The organism is Pseudovibrio sp. Tun.PSC04-5.I4, assembly GCF_900104145.1.
Taxonomy (GTDB): Bacteria; Pseudomonadota; Alphaproteobacteria; order Rhizobiales; family Stappiaceae; genus Pseudovibrio.
Genome location: NZ_FNLB01000008.1, coordinates 414780 through 433160, shown reverse-complemented (window position 1 = coordinate 433160; position 18381 = coordinate 414780). Strand labels below are relative to the sequence as shown.

Genomic DNA, 18381 nt, shown 5'->3' with positions numbered 1-18381 from the left:
CTCATCCATTTCATACCTCACCGAATAACCATGCAAATTTGCCAGAATAAAGCACGAAAAGAACCTGTTAGGTTCAGGCATCCGAGCCTTTGTCCGCTCATCTCAAAGCTTGTAGTGAGGCTAATCGCGTGGAGATCAGTGTTGTTCTTCCGGTTCACAACTGCGGCAAGTATCTGCTTCCCGCATTGCAGAGCCTCAAATACCAGAGTTACCCGCATTTCGAAGTCCTGATGGTGAATGACCATTCATCTGACGATTCCGATTTGGTGTGCGCCGACTTTGCGTCGGTGGACGACCGGTTTTGCCTGCTCGATTCCCCCTATTCCGGTATGGCGCGCGCGCTAAACTACGGCATTTCGCAGGCGAGTGGTGTTTACATCGCCAGAATGGATGGTGATGACGTAAGCGCTCCGGATCGTTTCGCAAAGCAGGTCGAATTTCTGCAAGAGAATCCGGACATCGCATTTCTTGGCACGTTTGCCGATCATATTGACGAGAACGGTAAGGTGACTGGCTCGTTCGAATTTCCCGAGGACGATCTGGAAATCAAAGCGCATCTGGATCGTGGTACCAACACCTTTGTCCATCCCTCTATGATGATCCGTCACAAAGCCCTGAAAGACCTTGGTGGCTATCGGGATGTTTTCTCCATCTGTCAGGATTATGATTTGTGGCTGCGTGCGCAGGAGCGCTATGCCTTCGCTAATTTACCGGAAAAGCTGTTGCAATATCGTGGTTTTCCGCAAAAACGTGATCTGAACGGCAGATTTTGGCGCTACTTCTATGTCACCAAACTGGCCGAGATCAGTGCACAGCAACGCCGGTCAGGACAGATGGATCCCGTTGAACAGATGGTGGATGAGTTTGATGTGGAAGCCATTGATGACCGCATGATACGGCAACAACTCTTATCAGCACGGCAGGATTACTACTGCAACAAGAAGGCATTTCTTGACAAAAAGCCGCTCAACTCCATGGATATTGAGCAAGTGACAACCTTCCTTCTGACCAACAAGTCCAGCTTCAACAAAAAAACATTGAGCAACGCCTATGAGCTGCTGTTTGATCAGGCCCTGCGCATTGAAGACATCGAGAGCGCAGAAATCCTTTACAAGCTTCAACGCGACGTTTCCAAAAGCCGGCACATCAAATCCATGCTGACCAAACCGAACAAGCTGGTAAAGTACGCCCTTCGAAAACGATTAGAAGAGGCGTAGTTTTTACGCCGCTTCCCATCAGAGTATTGCGCTATTTCTTTTTCCCCTTCTTGGGGGCTGTATCTGTAGCAAAGGGGTCTTTTTTCTTTTTCCCGAAAGCGGCTTTTAGTTGTTCGCCCCTTGTTTTCGGAAATTCCTTTTCCATTTTCCGCGCAGCCGCTTTCATCCGTGGAATGGTAGCCCGGGCCTCGTCCATTCTGCCTCCGCGGATGTGTTCACCCAGTTCTGTGACAAGAGCCCTAAAGTTCTTTTTGTTGTTTATGTATGTGTCCCGGTGTTTTTTGTCTTTTAATTTCTTCACCTTTTCATCAAGAACAACCATCACCTCACAGGCTTTATACGCAACACTCTCCAGTTCGAAGATTTCTTTCTTTAAGGCCTTCGCTTTTTGCTCCGCATCATTGCCGTTTTCAGGGGTAACGTCGTGTTTCTGACCAGCGACATCGTCCTCCAAGGAGCCCTTAGTCTTTTCATGTGGGGCACCTTTCAGTGTCTCCCCCCCTGATTTGAGGAATTCTGTTTCCATCCTCTGAACGGCGGCATTCAGCTCTGGAATAATTTTGCGGATTGGTTTGATGTCCTGATCGGCTATGTGGCGATCAACATCGGCAACAAGGAGCTTCACAGCGGTTCTGTTCTTCTCAAAGGCTTCGTGCTGTCCCTCTTCTTTCAGAGTATTCTCTTTGGCAGTGAGAGTTGCCATCGACTGGCTCGCCATTTCAGCAATACGGTCAAACTCATCAACTTCTTTCTTCGTTGCCTCAGCTTGTTTGAGAGCATCATCAAGGCTGCCAAAATAGATATCAAGGTTTTCAAGTGCTTCCTCTCCCTTGGCGTCGTCATCCTTGTGGTAATGGTAGGATGCATCCAGAAGGCATTTCTTGAGATTTCCAATGAGGCCTTTGTAGAAAGATTTTTCATCAGCATCTTGGAACAAGCTCGCATTATCTTCGTATTGCGCAACTCTAGGATCGTAGCCCTTAATGCGCTGCATAAGGTCTGATATACGGTTCAGCTCACTCTGAACTGCTTCGGTCCCTTTCGCCTTCTCCATCAGTTCTCTGGCATTTTGGAAGATCCGGTCCATTCCATCGAGAGACTGATCGATCGCCCTCATAGCACCTTCAACCAATGCCGGATTCAGCCGCGCAAGCTCAATTAGCCCAACATTGAAATGGTCTGATTGCGTTTTTGCCTCTTCATAAGCCGCAGTAAACTCAGAAAGAAGCCCAGCAACATCGTCATTCTCGTTTGACCATTTCTCCAACTGTTGCTGTTGCGAATATCTGTCTCGTACAGCTTGCAACAGTTCTGCTCGGCGACCGGACGTGTCAAGTTGTCCTGAACCTGCTTCCGAGCCAGTGCTTTCACCCAGCAGTGACTTCATATTACCCAGGTTACGGTCAATGCCTTCAAGGAAGTCATGTGCCGCCTTCCTATCGCAAGCATCCATAACTGCTTGATGCTGCGTAAATAGCATGAAGGCTTCGCTGCTTTCCTTTTCAAACTTACCGAGCTCGGCAGGTTTCTTTTTTAACTCATTTTTACGGCCGGCAAGAGAGGTAAATGTACTTTTAAGATTTTTGAACCGGAACTTGATATCCGCCTCAATTTTATGAATTTCACTCTGCACTCCATTGAAAACCTGCTGCAAACTGTTGGTGTTCGCATTGAGTAGATCCAGCTGGCCCGGTGCTCTGATAATATTGTTGTCTGCCAAAGTCACATTCATCCGCTCTAGTGCTTTTACAGCAAGCGCACGGGCCTGATCAAAGGGGCTGAGGTCAATGCTCCAAGCCTCAATTTCACCACGCCTCTGGGTAAGATCCTGAAGTTTAGTTGCCGACGCTTTGGTTTCATCTTCAAGTCGGCTCAGTCTGGCATCTCTAAGCTCAAGTGCTGTATTGAAGAGCTTCTGCAGTTGCACCAAATTCGCTTTGACTTGAGAAACACATACCTGCAGCTTCTCACTCTGTCCCTGCGCATCTTCGGTTCCAATTTGAGTCCATTTTTCGGCCTCAGCAATACCGCCCATCGCTGTCAGATAGACCCCATCGAATTCAGCTCCGTTGATGTGTTCACAAACAGGTCGCCAGTTGGCATTTCCCTCATTTACAGCGGTATTTAGCCTGTCTAGATCGTCCTTCAATCTGGCGTGCCTTTTTTCAAAGATATCCGCCTGAGAATCCTGATCAGCCGCGATGATTTCAGCACTTTCTGCATCACCGTGTCCTAGAGCAGACAAGCCCACTTTTTTCATGCGAAGACGAGCTGCCTTGCCGCTTTCAATCGAACTATCAATCTTGGGGAGTGCTTTTTTGATATCCGAGTCTAGCCACAGGTCTGTGACCATTTTGTTGGCGGCATCAAGAAAGATTTTTGATTGCTTATAAGCTTCTTCAAACTGTGAAAGATGCTTTTTGTTCCATCCAGTGCGGTCTTGCTTATGGTCTTCTTCAAGTTGCCGGTTTAAAGCGAATATTTCATCTGCGCGCTCTGCTAACGCAACTTCCTCTACAAAAACATCATCAATAATATCAACATCTTGACCGGTGTGTGCGCTTTCGGAAACGATGCCATACTCCAGATCGTCTGCCTTAGCTTTTTCAGCTGTCCGCGCGTCTTTCGGCTCCTTAAAGCACAGCTCCATATTTTGGACTGCTGTCCGCATCTGTTCAATGACAGTACTTGCATCTTTCACGTGATTGGTCGCTAGAAACGCTTTTGCATCCACAGCAAGCGTTTCGGATATTGTGTAATAACTAAGAAGATCAGAAACTTCCTTTTTGTAGGGAATTTCGGATCGCTTCTTATAGAAAGCTGCTGATTGCTTTTGCAGATCTTTGATAGTCTTAAAATGCCCTTCCAACTTGGATGCAGTCGAGACACCCTGTTCATAGGCACTCTGCATTCCACCTAAGCCGAGCTCGGCATTTTCAAGCCTGTCTTTTGCCTTTTGAAACTCACCATTTTTTGCGCAGGCTTCCGCTTCAACCAGGTGTTTTTTCGCCTTCTGTGAAATGTTCTCGAATACTTTTAGCTCGTCACTATCAGGAATCTTTTGGGAGTGTGCGACAAGCGCCTCAAACACTTTCCGTGCACTTGCGATCTCTTTGATCACGCCGTCCGCAGGTTTTAGCTGATCTGATGAGGATTTTTGATCAGCATCTTGCCCATCCGCGTGATCGGTACCTCCATCGATGGCCGCAAGCACGGCATTCGCCCACGCATCATGTGGCGATACCTGCTTTGATCCACCGGACCCTTGATTTGAATCAGAAGAAGAAACAGGATCTGCCATTGTATTCCTCACCGTGTACTAAATGTATTTCAGGATAAATAGCATTGACCAGATGAAGTAATTTCTTAATTTATGCTCATCTATCGACGAGATATTTAGTAAAACTAGTAGGTTGGAATGACAAATACTTATCTAGAATTTATATTGATCAACAAAACAGTAGTGGATGGCGCATCCAGCTTGATGCGTGCTCTCCCATATGCATCATTAACAATGAGGGCGCGGAAACCATCTACATGCGCCTGTGCAAGATCTCCAAATACCGGTGTTGCAAATTTTTACTGAGTAAATTCAACAGGTAAATACTTTGCGGAAGAGCCTGAACTATTCTGCAGCTAATGGCTGAGATGCACCGCAGTACTCGGAAAATTCTCGCAGATAATTGACGAGAGAAATCTTATTCTCGGGCAATTCCAGAATCTCCGAAATCTCCAAGGGTGTGTGCTTCATAAGTTCGAACTTTAAAAAGATATCTTCAGAAAACCGTTCACTCACCGTGGAAAGAACCAGTCTGAGTTGCTTTAGCATGTCATCGCCGCGATGAGAGGCGTGCATAAGCGCAATCGGCTTTGCGATAAGCTCATCGCGAGACACCAGCCAGTCGATGGCGTTCTTCAGGCCTCCGGGAATTGCTCTCACATATTCCGGGCTTGAAATGATGATTCCATCAGCTTCCTGAATCAGCTTTGTGAAAAGTTGAACCTTCTCCGGCAAAGGGTGAGCCTCAAGGTCCGGCGAAAATACAGGCAAATCGCTAACCCCCTGAAATACAATAATTTCATGGTCGGGAGAGCCAACACTCGGCAATGCGTTCAGCAGGGCTGTGTTGGTAGACGCGCCTCTTGCGCTGCCTGAAATAGCGAGAATCTTCATGGCCTCAGCCTATTGTTTTTCCCAGTATGGATCAACAACAGCTCTTCGTTGGGAAGAAATTCTATTATCGACACAAGCTCACATCGCACAAAAAAAAGCCCCCACTCCACAAAGGATGGGGGCTCTTTGAGTTTAGCTACACGCTGTTATTTCATTTTTTCGACGCGTGCAGGGATCGCTTGTCTTGCAACACTGCCAACAACGGGGTCGGCCAGCAAAGCCACTCGTTTACTCGTGGGGTCGCTGTAACCCAGATCGTTGCTGTTTGTTCCAAGGCCGCGATTGGAGAAGCCTTCCAGAACCTTGTTACCGATCTTGTGGGTTCTTGCGCCCAGTTCCCGGTGTCCATAGCCATGCTCAATACCAAGTGCACCGCGCGCGATGCCTTTGCGCACCAAAGCCTGCCCGCTGATGCTGTTGCTTGGTGAGATCACGGTGATCCAATCTCCCGTTTTGACGGAAAGCTGATCTGCATCCACCTCATTGATAGAAATGGCGTTGGAGAGCTTTAAGTCATCCAGATAGACGTTGCCGCCCGTGCTGGAAGAGCGCATTTGAGATTTAGTACTGACAACACGGAACGGCCATTCCTGCGGTGGGAACCTGTCGTCCACGGCCTGTCCATTGGCAAAGCTTGGGGCCTGCCAGGTTGGGCAGCCAACAAACTTTTCGCCGGTCATGGAATTGCGCGCTGTGCCCACAGTTTCATTCCAGATCTGCATGCCCTTTTTGTAAGACCGCGCAAAGGTATCGCCTTTGTAGGTCTTATCCGCATCCTCATAGCGTCCACCGCGATTGTAGAGGTAGGCAACACGCCGCCATTCCTCTGGCTTCAGTGTGGATTCCATAATCGGACGAATGCGATCAACACCGGTGATGGTCATGTCGCCATCATCACTTTCTGGCACCGCACCGCCGTCAAATGCCACATTGGCACCGGCACGCAGCCAGAAATCCTCTGAGCGATGCAGTGGATGCAGGTTGCCATCCGTATCTGGAATGGCTTTATCACCAAAGCCCGGCAGGTCCATGCGTTTGGCCACATCAATGAAGAAGTTGTCCATGTCCATGTTACGACCATCCGGCGTCAATCCGGTCTGGCAATCCACCACAGGCCAACGCGCTGTTGAGACCTTGGTTGGCACACCGCCCCACGCAGAAGCCCAGCCCCATGCTTCATAGAACACCCGATCCGGCACGATGTAATCGGCATACCGGGAGGTCTCGTTGATGAACGGATCAATGGCGATGAACAACGGCAACCGGTTGGTGTCGGTGATCTTGTCTTTGAGGTCATTTTCTGCGCCCGCAACCCCGTAAACCGGGTTAGAGGACCATGTGATGACGGCTTTGGCTTTGTAAGGATAGCCTTCCAAAATGGAACTCAGCCATTGCGCACCCAAAGGCTGGGTGAAGGAATGCCACGGAGCCTGTGCTGGGTATGGATTTTTGCCATCTGCAACCAAGCGCTTGAACTCGCTGGTTTTCTCATAGGCGAAGCCACCACGACCAGCATCCACGCCCTTGGCTTTCACCTTACCGGGGAAGCCGAGTAGATTGTAACGTGGGCCTTTTTGCACATCCTTGTAACGTCCACCTCCGACGGTTGTTCCGCCTTTTACATTGAGGTTGCCGACCAATGCGTTGAGCATGACGATAGCGTAGGCGGTGTAGAAACCAGATGCGTGCATGGTACCGCCATGGCAATCCGCAGCGGCCTGTTTGCCAACACTGGTAAAGTCATTGGCAAGCGAGACGATCCGCTCTTCTGGCACACCGCAATCTGCGGAATATTCAGCAACGGTTTTGCGCATGGCCTCGCGGCGCAGCAAGCTCAGGCTGGTGGCTACGGGCACTGTAGACCCATCCAGCAGGGTCACTGTTCCCTCAAAGAACAGCTTGGCCGGAAGACCAGATGCAGGAGATACGTCTCCGGTTTGCACATCAAGACACATTGGCTGCTTCTGAGCGTCTTCCTCAAGGTCGGCAACCCTCATTCCTTGCCGAAGGAAAGCGCCTCCCTTTGGATGCTCAGGATCATCAATGACCAGATGCGTTGCATTGGACCAACTGGCCTCGCCTGCTGCCTTGGCTGCTGCGCCGGACGGTTGAGCGAGGAACTTGGCATCATATCGTTCGTTTTCCATGATCCAGCGGATCATGCCCATCACCAACGCGCCATCGGTGCCCGGTCTGATCGGCACCCATGTGTTGTCTTTTCCAAACGCATGGTTTTGAGAGTTGGTGAGAACCGGATCAACAACCGCATACTTCACATCATCACGGCCACGGGCTGCGCCCATCAATGTGCCTTGAAGTTTGTAGGGGTTGCCCGCATTGCCCGGTGCTGTGCCGATAAATAGCATGTACTTGGCATTGCGGTAATCTGGTTTCAGGTGTGGCTGCTTTTTCAGGTTGTCCAGCATAGCTGCGTAACCTGCCCGCATGGACAAGCCGCAGTAAGACCGGTGCCCAACCAGATTGCGCGTGCCATAAGCCATCTTTGCAAAGCGGGCTGCCATCATCAGGCGGCCATTTTTAAAGGCGGGGATGACTACAAGCTGATTGGCTTTTGAACCGAATTCCGGGTTTTTGGGGTCCAGCGGGGTTTCCAGATCCCGGATTGCCCGAAGACCTTCCACCTGGCCTTCACCAAACAGATCGCCGCCTTCTACGGTCTCTTCAATCAGCTGATCCCAGGAGATTTCCTTCCACTGCCCACCGCCACGTTTGCCAACGCGTTTCATGGGTTTGAGGATGCGTTCCTTGCTGTTTTGTTTGGCAATGGCTGCGTTGCCACGTCCACAGGCCGTAGACCGGCCAACCAACCCTTGCTCTGCATAGGCGGAAAGGCCGGTGAGTGCGTCTTTGATCGGCGTGTCGTATGGCAAATGCGGATTGGTGGAGAGCGGGCTGTACGGGTTGCCCGTTGCGCGAAGGATATCACCGGAGGCTTTGTCTACCCGCACACGGATGCCGCAAACACTGGTGCACCCCATGCACATGGTGTAGCTCACCCGTTGGTCCGGGTTGAGGATCACCTCACCGGTTTTTCCGTCTACTTTGTATTCCGGTGGCAAGGCGCCTCCCGCAATACCTTTGGCTTTCGCTTCACCGAAGACACCTCGGTAGAAGTCTTTACCTGTTTCTGCAAAGCCCCAGAACACGGCACCAGCTGCACCCAGAGCGGTCGCTCCTTGAAGAACACCACGGCGAGAAATGGTCATAACTGGGTCTCCTCAAGCTTGGGTTTGTTTGCTGGCACGCACGGCCAGAAGATTGATGAGAAGGGTCACAGCAATCAGGCTCAAAATCAGCATACCCGCAGAGCCCGCAAGCGCGCGCAGAGCATCAGTGGACAGCACATCCGCATGACCGTAAAACTCTGTCTCGGTCTTGGACATCAACTGCGCGCCGTTGAACGTGGTCCAGCGAAAGGCAAGTGCGCCAAACACAGCCAGCAACCCGCTAACACCGCGCAACAGCACAGAGCGTTTTGCGGTTATTGCCAGCACAACAGGCACCACCACACCGACAAGCACAAACGCACCAAACATACCAACCGGGGCGTATTCTGCGGCTAGGTGAGATAGGTTTGCGTCCATCAACATCCAGAAGCCAAAGGCAACCAGTGTTGCGGCGCCAGACACAACCAGCAAATAGCGGCCTGTGCCCTTTTGGCCGTTGAGGCTATCAAACGCCATTGTCGCGCCTGCTCCACTCATCAACGCGGTCAGGATCAGCACAACCGGGAAACCTAGTGCGTTCCATACAGGACGGGCGGCAACAACGGTCATTTCACCAGCGGTGTAACCCAGTATGCACAGTGCCAAAGCGCCGACGGCCATGGTTAGCAACCGTTCCAACCCGCACATTGACGCATTGCCACGGCGGCCTGTCATAAACGCCAGCAGTAATGTTGAGCCGATGAATGCAGGCAGGAACCAGCTGCCCCACCACATGATGGAACCGGGTGCGGAGCTTAGGTAAAAATGCATGAACCTTGCCGGTTGATGTAGGTCAGCCAGCAGCGGCAAGCCTGATGCCAGAGCAAAGCTGGCAGCGATGATAAGCGCGCCTTTGGCTTCCGCTTTTTGCAACAAACGAGCGTAAACCATGAGCAAAGCAGCACCGGCTCCGGTACCCACCAGTAGGAAGTACGCAACAGCCCATGGCCGCCAAACAGCTTCATGGTCAAAAGACATAAGATCGATAGCAGGCATAACTCACACCTCCCCATGTGTAGGGGTTTCAAGACCCTTGCGTAGATCACGTGCACCACCACCAACTGCAACGGTTGAGGCAAGTCTGTCATCCAGCCCGATGTAGTAGACGTTTGGTCCAGTTTTGAATTCAGGGCGCAGGCCCTTGGTTTCATGCTGTGCCATCTGCTTGCGGATTTCGCTGTTCGGGTCGTTCAGATCTCCAAACACACGGGCATTGCCCACGCAGGTTTCAACACAGGCAGGCAGCAAGCCAACCGAGGTGCGGTGGACACAAAACGTGCACTTATCCGCAACACCGGTTTTGTGGTTGATGAAACGAGCTTCATATGGGCAGGCTTGCACGCAATAACCGCAGGCCACGCATTGCTCCGCATCCACCACAACAACACCCTCATCGGTTTTGAAGGTCGCGTTGACGGGGCAAACAGGAATACACGGTGGCTCATCGCAATGGTTACATAAGCGCGGCAGAACTGCCTGGCTTGGGCCATCCGGTCCGTCCAGCTCGTAAACAGGAACGGCGGTGCGGTGCTGGCCCGCAGGCACGTCGTTCTCAATGGTGCAGGCAACAGTGCAGGCCTGACAGCCAATGCACTTGCGCAGGTCCACCAACATGCCCCAGTGCTTCGGCTTCTCCGCAGCGCTTGCCACTGCTGGAGTTACCGCAGCAGCTGTAGAGCCTGCCATGGCCAATTTAAGGAACTCGCGTCTTGAATTCATATCTCCCCCCGGGAGTGTCGCGGTTTGGGTCATTCCCAACCTAACCGGAGGGCCACAGCAAAAATATTGGGGAGGTTTTTTAGAGGCTTAGGGGAGTTCCCCTAGAGCGGCAGAAAATGCCAGTGCGACAGCGGAAGATACAGAGATATTTTAAGGATGCATATTTTGCAATTTTTACGTAATTGCATACGCTTACGTTGTTTTTGATATTAATGCAGAATGCATGAATATTATATGTAATTGACCATATTTGTCATGATGAAATACAATCAGTGGTAGTATTTATTAAAATTGTGGTTGAAATGTATTTCTCAAATATCTCTAAAGTACCCGTTGTTAGATCGGGCAGGCATTCAAACACCTCATTGGTTTTAAGTGGAACACTGGCCACAGCTCTTTACGCATCCGTTGCACTCCCAAGTTACGTCCTCGCTGCGGACATTAACATTGCCAGTGTGACAGAGCTCAAAAAGCCGACTGAATCTGGGTATACCGGTTACGATGGCAGCGGCGATACAAGTCCAGCTGTGTTTTACCTCAATTCAGGTTCTGATGGAGACACCCTGAGCGGGAGTATTCATGATGGCTCGGCTCAAATGCCAACTATCTATCAAAGCTGGGATGGAACTGCCTACGCCGCGGCTGACGCCGACCTCCGTGTTTCGGGCATTCATTCTGTTTCAAGCTTTACATCTGATGTTGATATTACTCTCAACCTTACCCGTGAACAGGGTTTGGTAAGTGATAACCAGTCCATTGACCTTACAGGCTTGTCTGTGCTTGCTGGAAAAACGGTGGCCAACAGAGGGGCTATTGATATCGCAGCAACAGGCGGCACAGCAGCCAATGGTTATGCCCGTGCCGATGCCCAAGGGATTTCCGGCGAAGTAGGCATGAACAGCGGAAACATAACGGTCACCGCAAATGCAGGGGCTGTGACCAGTTTTAGTGCCACAGCCCCTGCCACCACCGAAGCCCATGGGATTTTCGGCTATGTAGGTATGAACAGCGGGGCCATAACGGTCACCGCAAATGGAGGAACTGCGACCAGTTCTACTTCCGCTGCCTATGCCTATGCCTATGTCAAGGCCCATGGGATAGAAGGTGATGTAGAGACCAACAGCGGGGCCATAACGGTCACCGCAAATGGAGGAACTGTTCCCAGTACTAATGACTCTGCCTATGCCTCTGCCAAGGCTTATGGGATAGAAGGTAATGTAGACACCAACAGCGGGAACATAACGGTCACCGTAAATGGAGGAACTGCGACTAGCTCTAGTGGCTCCGCCTATGCCTCTGCCAAGGCTTATGGGATAGACGGCAATGTAGACACCAACAGCGGGAACATAACGGTCACCGCAAATGGAGGGACTGCGACCAGCTCTAATGTTTATTCTAGTGCCCGTGCCATAGGAATTAGTGGGACAGTAATTGAAAACCGTGGTGATATCCTCGTTAAAGCCATAGCAGGGAAAGCCACCATAAATTCAACTGTGAGCTCAGGCTCTGCCTATGCCTATGGTATTGAGAGTTCCAACGGCACACTCACAAACACCGGGCTCATCGACGTCTATGCCAAAGCGAGAACTGACAGCGGAGCGGTTGGCAAGGCTGAAGCCTACGGAATCCAGGCTTCAAATGACTTAACGCTGGATTCCAGCGGGCTCATCAATGTCACAATTGATTGTGATGGCAATGGTGATGGTGACTGCAACGACAGTGCAGACAATTATCTCAGCAGCACTTCACAAGCCTACCAAGTTTATGCCAATTCCAAGCTGAGTATCAAGGGTTATTCCATTGCCTTTGCCGATGATCTTGCCTTAAGCACCTATGAGGGAACCATTAAAGCGGACAACGTTGCTGATGTAACCTTCGACAATGCCAAGCTTTACGCGCACACCACTGATACCACTGTGGCCGGGCAAGCCTATACCATTCCAAGCCTCGTAACCGATGGCACCGTTTTAAAACCCATTGACGAACAGCTCTTCGCCAGTATCGAGACGAAAAGTTTAATCGGAACACTGGGGCCAGATTGGGACGCCTCCTTTGTAGAAGGCACCAGTACCCAACAGGTGATCTTCAATTACACGCCAGACGTCTCAACCTCTCAACAAGCAGCTGTTGTGCAAAAAAACACTGTGGCCCACACCATGGGCGTTACCCAGAACGCTCTGCTTTCCATGATGGATGGACGAACAGCAACGGGCACCGGCAATGCAGCCAAGCCGCTTGGTTATGCCTCCACCGCGCCAAGCGCCGTGCAACAGGCTGTTGCTGCGGTGCCGGATATCATCATTGGCACCAAGCTGGAAACCAAAGGTCAGATTTTTGCAACGCCGTACCATTCCATCCAGAGTGCTGCTGCAAATCCACTTGGCTACAACGCCCGTTCCTCCGGCATAATCGCAGGGTACAACCATAAATTGACCCCGGACCTGCTTGTGGGCGCGAATGCCTCAATGGCTTACAGCCGCATTGATTACACTGGCTCTGGTTATGAGGATCGCTCTGAACAGGTCAAAACGTTTGGCGCTGGTGTTCAGGGTGCCTACCGCTCTGGCAACATGCTGCTGAGCGGCATAAGTTCCTATTTCCGCACGCAAAACGATTACACTGACACCTCCGCCAGCAATAGTGAACAGGCAGAGTACGCCAGCAGCGGTGCTCAAACCGCGCTCAATCTGCAATACATTGCACCGCTGGGTGACCAAAAATTTGTACCGGAAGTGGGCTTGACCCATCTGTGGTTGTCTCGTGATGCTTACACCACGGACAATAAGGTAAATGCAAACACCACTCATGGCGCGTTAAACGAGCATGAGCTTTATGCGAGCGCCAAACTGTCCTGGCAGGGCACCTATCGCTGGGAGGATACAGTGCTCAAGCCAAGCCTTGGAGCTGGTATCCGGCAAACCCTTTCCGATGGCAAACTGAGCAGTTCAATGGCATCCGGCGCCAATGGTTTTGCAGTTATTGATAGCTTTGAGGACAAAACCGCCTTCATCGCATCAGCCGCACTGGAAGTCTCCTCGGACACCTTCACTGCAGCACTGGGCTATGTGGGGGAGTACACCAAAAACACCCGCGACACGTCTCTTTATGGCCGCTTTGCCTATCACTTCTAAACAGTCACCAAAGGCTTCTTGTTGACAGGAGAAGCCTTTGGTGAACCAATTAGATTTGCTCTTGCCCTGAAAGCAATTATTATCATAGGAGAGCACTCTACCGCGCGCTGCACATAACTCGCCTGAATGACCAGAGCTCAACCATGAGAGTGATCCAGATGACGCCTTCTCCCATAAAAGACCCCATCACATTCGCAGACTTTGAGAAGTTGGATATACGCGTCGGTACGATCATTGCGGTCTCTGAAGTTGAGAAATCTGATAAGCTGATGAAGTTGACTGTAGATTTGGGTGATCATACCCGCACTATCCTTGCGGGAATCAAACGTGAGCGTGAAGACCCATTTGAAATTGAAGGTAAACAAGCCTTGTTTATCGTCAATTTGCCTAGCCGCAAGATGGCCGGAGAAATCTCTGAGGGTATGCTTTTTGACATTGGTTTCGAAGACAACCAAACGCCGCGTCTTCTGGTTCCAGAAAGTCCAATCCCAAATGGCTGCCGAGCTGGCTAAGCACAAAATTACGCAAAATCCAGCTTCAGGGTGACGGCCTCTTGATCGCATTGGTTGCTACCGTAGCAGTTGGATCGCTCACCAGCCCAAACAAACGGGACCAGCTTAATTTCAAAAACTTATTGTTCCCAACCCTCTCTTTCTTTGAGATCTTTAACGACTCTGATGTGCTGCATCATGCCGCCATCGTCATGGCAGAGCAGGTGGCAATGCAGAGGGTGCTTGCCGGTGAAGTCTTTGAACCGCATTCTGAACTTTACTTTTCCGTGGGGTGGAACCTGAATTGAATCCGACCAAAACGGGAGCTCAAGCGTATAACTCATGGGGTCTTCGCCCTGAAATTCAAAGACGTACATGGGGTTTACGTGGATATGGATTGGATAGGGGAGCTCACTATTGTTTTCTAGCGTCCATTCCTCCACTGCATCCAATTCCACCCAGTAGTTGGCGACTTCACACCCGCCGAACTGACTGTGGTCGATTGTTTCATCTAACGTGTTGGCCTGAAAGGTAAGGGTGCGCTTGTTAGTGATGTCTTCAGGAGCAATTGGCTCTAACAGACTACATTTCAAACTCTTCGGGAACGGGGGAGGGGTGGTCCGCTCCGTCAGTTCACCTGGCATATAAATAGCAGCGCTGATTTCCTCACCCTGTTCTACCTCTATGGCAAAAAGCGGTGGGTTGTTGTGGTATTTGTAATGCGGGATGAGTTGGAATTTGACCGAGTTATTTTGCACATAATAAAACGTACCCGGCGCTGCTGTCTCGTTGATTTTCATCAACACAGATGTACGGTTAGCAGGAGCAAGGCTTACGCCACCTTGCTTCCGGTAATCGGAGGTGGGATTGCCGTCGAACCCGTAAATAAACATCTGTGCGAAGAAGGGACACTCGAAATTAATGGAAGAGCGTGTCGTGGCGTTGAGCAGACGTAGGTTGATCAGTTCACCGGGTTTGACTTTGATGATGGGGCAATACTGGCTGTTGGCAGTAATGTTGTATTCGCTGTTGGGAAACCTAGCGACCGGAGATTGGTGCTCCACCTTACCCTCCACATTGACTGCTATGTTTTGGAACACCAATATGTGCTCCTTCACACCCATTTCCCTGAGTTGATCATCAAATGGTCCGCGAACGATGATCATTCCGGCCATGCCACTACTGATCTGTAGCGCAACGGAGCCGTGCTTATGCGGATGATACCAGTAGACGCCTGTAGGGTGATCAGCGGGGATATCGTATTCGTAATGGAACTCCTCACCCGGGCGGATCGTCATGCAGACATTATCACCGGGAGATTCTGGCGTGACGTGAAGACCGTGCGTGTGGATGTTGTAGTTGTTGAAACCACAGGGAAAGTTGATGTCGTCTGGTTCTGTTTGATCTTGCGAAGGAAGCTTGTTGTGCGTGTGGATCTTCAACTTTGAACCGGGTCTGACCTCGATGGTCGGGCCGGTTAGCGTATTTCCGGCCTCCTTGGTTTTGGCGCTGGTAAAGACGCGTGTGTATGTGGGAACATTGTGGGGCTTTTCAAAACTGAAGACATTGTTTTGATCGTATTCAACATCCAATGTGACTTCCAGAATTAGGCTCTCTTGATCCATTACATAAGCTGGCGGGTTCTTGATGGGGTTCAGGAAAGAAAACGGTTTCGCCTCACTCATGCATATTTCCTCAGCGGGATGTACATTTGTGCTTGTTGATTTTTTCAAACTACTGAGGATGGCGAAGAGTTGAAAACCTCAGTTCGGAACGGGGTTAAAGCTTCGTTGGTCAAATTGCTAAGTTGAGAACAGCTTACGTACGAATGACCAAACAGAAACATTAGATTTTTGCTTCCGGTCAGACCAAACGTTGGGTCTTTGCGCAGGAGTGCCTACTGTTTGCCGAGGTTTATCTCAAAGTATAGGCAAGTGTGTAGGATAGGAAGCAATCATCCGCTAAATATATTGCACTCTAAAATTTGATCAGATCTGAAACCGCGAGTTGGCAGCGAACAGCTTGTACCCAAAAGGCCCTATAGGCAGCTATGTGCCAGTAGGGCCGTAGGATTTCTTAATCGATCGACAGGAGCAGTCGTGGCACTCTTATTTGATGTCGCGTTTTGCCATGAATGCCTCTACGTCTTTGCGGTACGGGATTGGAGCAACAGCACCATACCCAAGGGTGGTCAGTGCAGCGGCTGCGTTTGCGTAACGAAGAGACTCTGCAAGCGGTTTGCCAGCAACCAATTCAGTAAAGAATGCACCTGAGAAACAATCGCCAGCGCCAGTTGCATCAAGAGCTTCAACCGGGTTGCCTGCAATTTTTTCGCGGGTTTCACTGTTGGCGTACATAGCGCCGTCTTTGCCGAGTTTCAAAATGACGGTTTTAGCGCCAAGACCGAGGTAGAAATCACAGATCGTATCTGGATCGCTCAGACCGGTCAGCACTTCAGCTTCGTCAACACTTGGCATGATGAAATCTACATGACGCGCGATTTCATGGATAACACCACGAGCCCGTTCCAGACCCCAAAGCTTCAGGCGCAGGTTGGTATCAAAAGTCACCATGGTATCGCTCTCACGAGCAATCTCGATGCCTTTGAAAACTGAATCGCAAGAGCTGTCGCTGATGGCGCAAGTGATTGCGGAAGCGTGGAACAGCTTAGCTGCTTTAATCGCGTCGGCAGGCATCTGGGATGGGTTCACCAAAGCGGATGCGGAACCTTTCCGGGCAAACGTGAAGTGATGACCGCGTTCATCGTGGGAGATGAAGTAAACACCTGTTGGAGCCTGATCGTTGCGAACAACAAGATCAGTGTTTACGCCTTCTTTTTCCCAGAGTTGAACGAATTTATCGCCGAAAACATCCGAACCAAGGTGAGCCAGCATTGCAACGCTTGCGCCCTGACGAGCGGCACTGCATGCAAGGTTGGAGGCATCACCACCATAACCGCTCAGGTAATCAGGACCACTTTCGATGCCCTTAACCTGATTAAATTCAAACAACGGCTCGCCGAAACTAATAATATCTGCGGTCATTGGGTGCTCCCATTCCCTTTTTGGTTCTTATCTGACTGCCATCAGGCCTTCGCACGAAATTCTGCGAACTCTGATTACAAACTAAATTATTCTCAGGAACGCAGGCAATTTACAGGTTCGCACATTGCCCGCTTTCCTTATGCGTTTACTTGGACCGGATTTGCCGGATAGCGGTTTCAACACCGCGCAGCTCAGCAAGGCCGCGCAGGCGTCCAATTGCCGGGTAACCCGGTGCCGATTTTGTTCTCAGATCAGTCAGCATTGCATGGCCGTGGTCCGGACGCATTGGAATGCGATCTTCACGGCCATCAGCGCTGCGGCGCTCTTCTTCTTCCACGAGGGCCTTAACAACACCCACCATATCAACATCACCTGCGAGGTGATCTGCTTCATGGAAAGAAGCCTGATTTGCTTCACGTTGAGTGGACCGCAAATGCACGAAGTGAATGCGATCGCCGTAACGCTGTACCATGCCAACAAGGTCGTTGTCCGCACGCACACCCAAACAACCGGTGCAATACGTAAAGCCGTTGGCGATGTGGTCTACTGCTTTGGCGATGAACGCGTAATCAGTCTCTGTTGAACAGATGCGCGGCAACCCAAGCAGCGGACGCGGTGGATCATCAGGATGGATCGCCATGACAGCGCCTTCCTCAATACATACCGGGATCACCTCTTGCAGGAACAGCGCAAGATTTTCGCGCAGCTTGTCAGCATCAATGCCGTCATATGTGGCAAGGTGGCCGCGAAGTTGCTCAACGGTGTAGCTTTCTTCAGAGCCGGGAAGACCTGCAATAATGGTTCTGATGAGCTTTTGTTTGGCTTCATCATCCATTGCCGCAAAAGCAGCTTCTGCGCGTTTGAATTCGTCCGCAGTGTATTCTGCTTCAGCACCTTCGCGTTTAACGATAAACAGGTCAAAAGCGGCAAACACATCTGCATCAAAACGCAGGCAAGTCGCACCCGTTTCCAGTTCGTAACGCAAGTCAGTGCGGGTCCAATCCAGAACCGGCATGAAGTTGTAACAAATCTTGGTAATGCCGCAGGCCACAAGATTGCGGATGGATTGTTTGTAAGCTTCAATATGAGCTGCAAACGCGCCAGTCCGTGTTTTGATCTCTTCGTGAACCGGTACACTTTCCACAACAGACCAAACAAGGCCCGCAGCTTCAATCTCGGTTTTCCGCTTCATGATTTCTTCAGCAGACCAAACAATCCCATTGGGAATGTGGTGCAATGCAGAAACGATACCAGTAGCACCTGCCTGACGAATGTCAGCTAAACTTACAGGATCGTGAGGGCCATACCAACGCCAAGTCTGTTCCATAATTTTTCTTTGTTCTCTGGGTGTGCGGTGCATGAGGTCTGCGGTGTAAAA

11 protein-coding genes are annotated in these 18381 nt (G+C 50.6%); 3 read left to right on the top strand and 8 right to left on the bottom strand.

The genetic code is table 11. The features are described 5' to 3' along the window. Positions 1–128 precede the first annotated feature (128 nt). Complete coding sequence (locus BLS62_RS29515; RefSeq protein ID WP_093191112.1) at positions 129–1217, top strand: glycosyltransferase family 2 protein; 1089 nt, start codon at positions 129–131, stop codon at positions 1215–1217. Positions 1218–1248: 31 nt separating this feature from the next. Here BLS62_RS29515 and BLS62_RS29510 read toward each other — a convergent pair whose 3' ends face one another. The 5 genes from BLS62_RS29510 to dsrO form a co-directional block, all read right to left on the bottom strand. Beyond that, complete coding sequence (locus BLS62_RS29510; RefSeq protein ID WP_093191108.1) at positions 1249–4518, bottom strand: coiled-coil domain-containing protein; 3270 nt, start codon at positions 4516–4518, stop codon at positions 1249–1251. A 324-nt stretch (positions 4519–4842) separates the two neighbouring features. After that, positions 4843–5391: an NADPH-dependent FMN reductase gene (locus tag BLS62_RS29505; RefSeq protein ID WP_093191104.1), complete on the bottom strand. Its 549-nt coding sequence runs from the start codon at positions 5389–5391 to the stop codon at positions 4843–4845. A gap of 146 nt (positions 5392–5537) precedes the next feature. Next, positions 5538–8618, bottom strand: coding sequence for a molybdopterin-dependent oxidoreductase (locus tag BLS62_RS29500; RefSeq protein WP_093191099.1), 3081 nt, complete (start codon positions 8616–8618; stop codon positions 5538–5540). Positions 8619–8630: 12 nt separating this feature from the next. Then, the gene (gene nrfD, locus BLS62_RS29495) at positions 8631–9614 is read right to left on the bottom strand and encodes an NrfD/PsrC family molybdoenzyme membrane anchor subunit (RefSeq protein ID WP_093191096.1); all 984 of its coding nucleotides are present in this window, start codon (positions 9612–9614) and stop codon (positions 8631–8633) included. Positions 9615–9617: 3 nt separating this feature from the next. Then, positions 9618–10337: a sulfate reduction electron transfer complex DsrMKJOP subunit DsrO gene (gene dsrO, locus BLS62_RS29490; RefSeq protein ID WP_093191092.1), complete on the bottom strand. Its 720-nt coding sequence runs from the start codon at positions 10335–10337 to the stop codon at positions 9618–9620. 272 nt (positions 10338–10609) lie between these two features. Here dsrO and BLS62_RS29485 point away from each other — a divergent pair, with 272 nt between their 5' ends. Further along, a complete protein-coding gene (locus BLS62_RS29485) occupies positions 10610–13468 on the top strand; it encodes an autotransporter family protein (RefSeq protein WP_143521640.1) in 2859 nt (952 codons plus the stop codon). Positions 13469–13626: 158 nt separating this feature from the next. Continuing rightward, on the top strand, positions 13627–13980 hold the full coding sequence (locus tag BLS62_RS29480) for a tRNA-binding protein (RefSeq protein ID WP_093191085.1): 354 nt from the start codon (positions 13627–13629) through the stop codon (positions 13978–13980). Positions 13981–14099: 119 nt separating this feature from the next. Here the strand turns inward: BLS62_RS29480 and BLS62_RS29475 are convergent, their stop codons facing one another. From BLS62_RS29475 to uxuA, 3 genes are all read right to left on the bottom strand, one after another. After that, positions 14100–15644, bottom strand: coding sequence for a multicopper oxidase family protein (locus BLS62_RS29475; RefSeq protein WP_093191081.1), 1545 nt, complete (start codon positions 15642–15644; stop codon positions 14100–14102). 423 nt (positions 15645–16067) lie between these two features. Beyond that, positions 16068–17003: a sugar kinase gene (locus tag BLS62_RS29470; RefSeq protein WP_093191076.1), complete on the bottom strand. Its 936-nt coding sequence runs from the start codon at positions 17001–17003 to the stop codon at positions 16068–16070. Positions 17004–17148: 145 nt separating this feature from the next. Next, entirely contained in the window at positions 17149–18330 is a 1182-nt protein-coding gene (gene uxuA / locus BLS62_RS29465) for a mannonate dehydratase (RefSeq protein ID WP_093191071.1), read from the bottom strand. Positions 18331–18381: the final 51 nt, after the last annotated feature.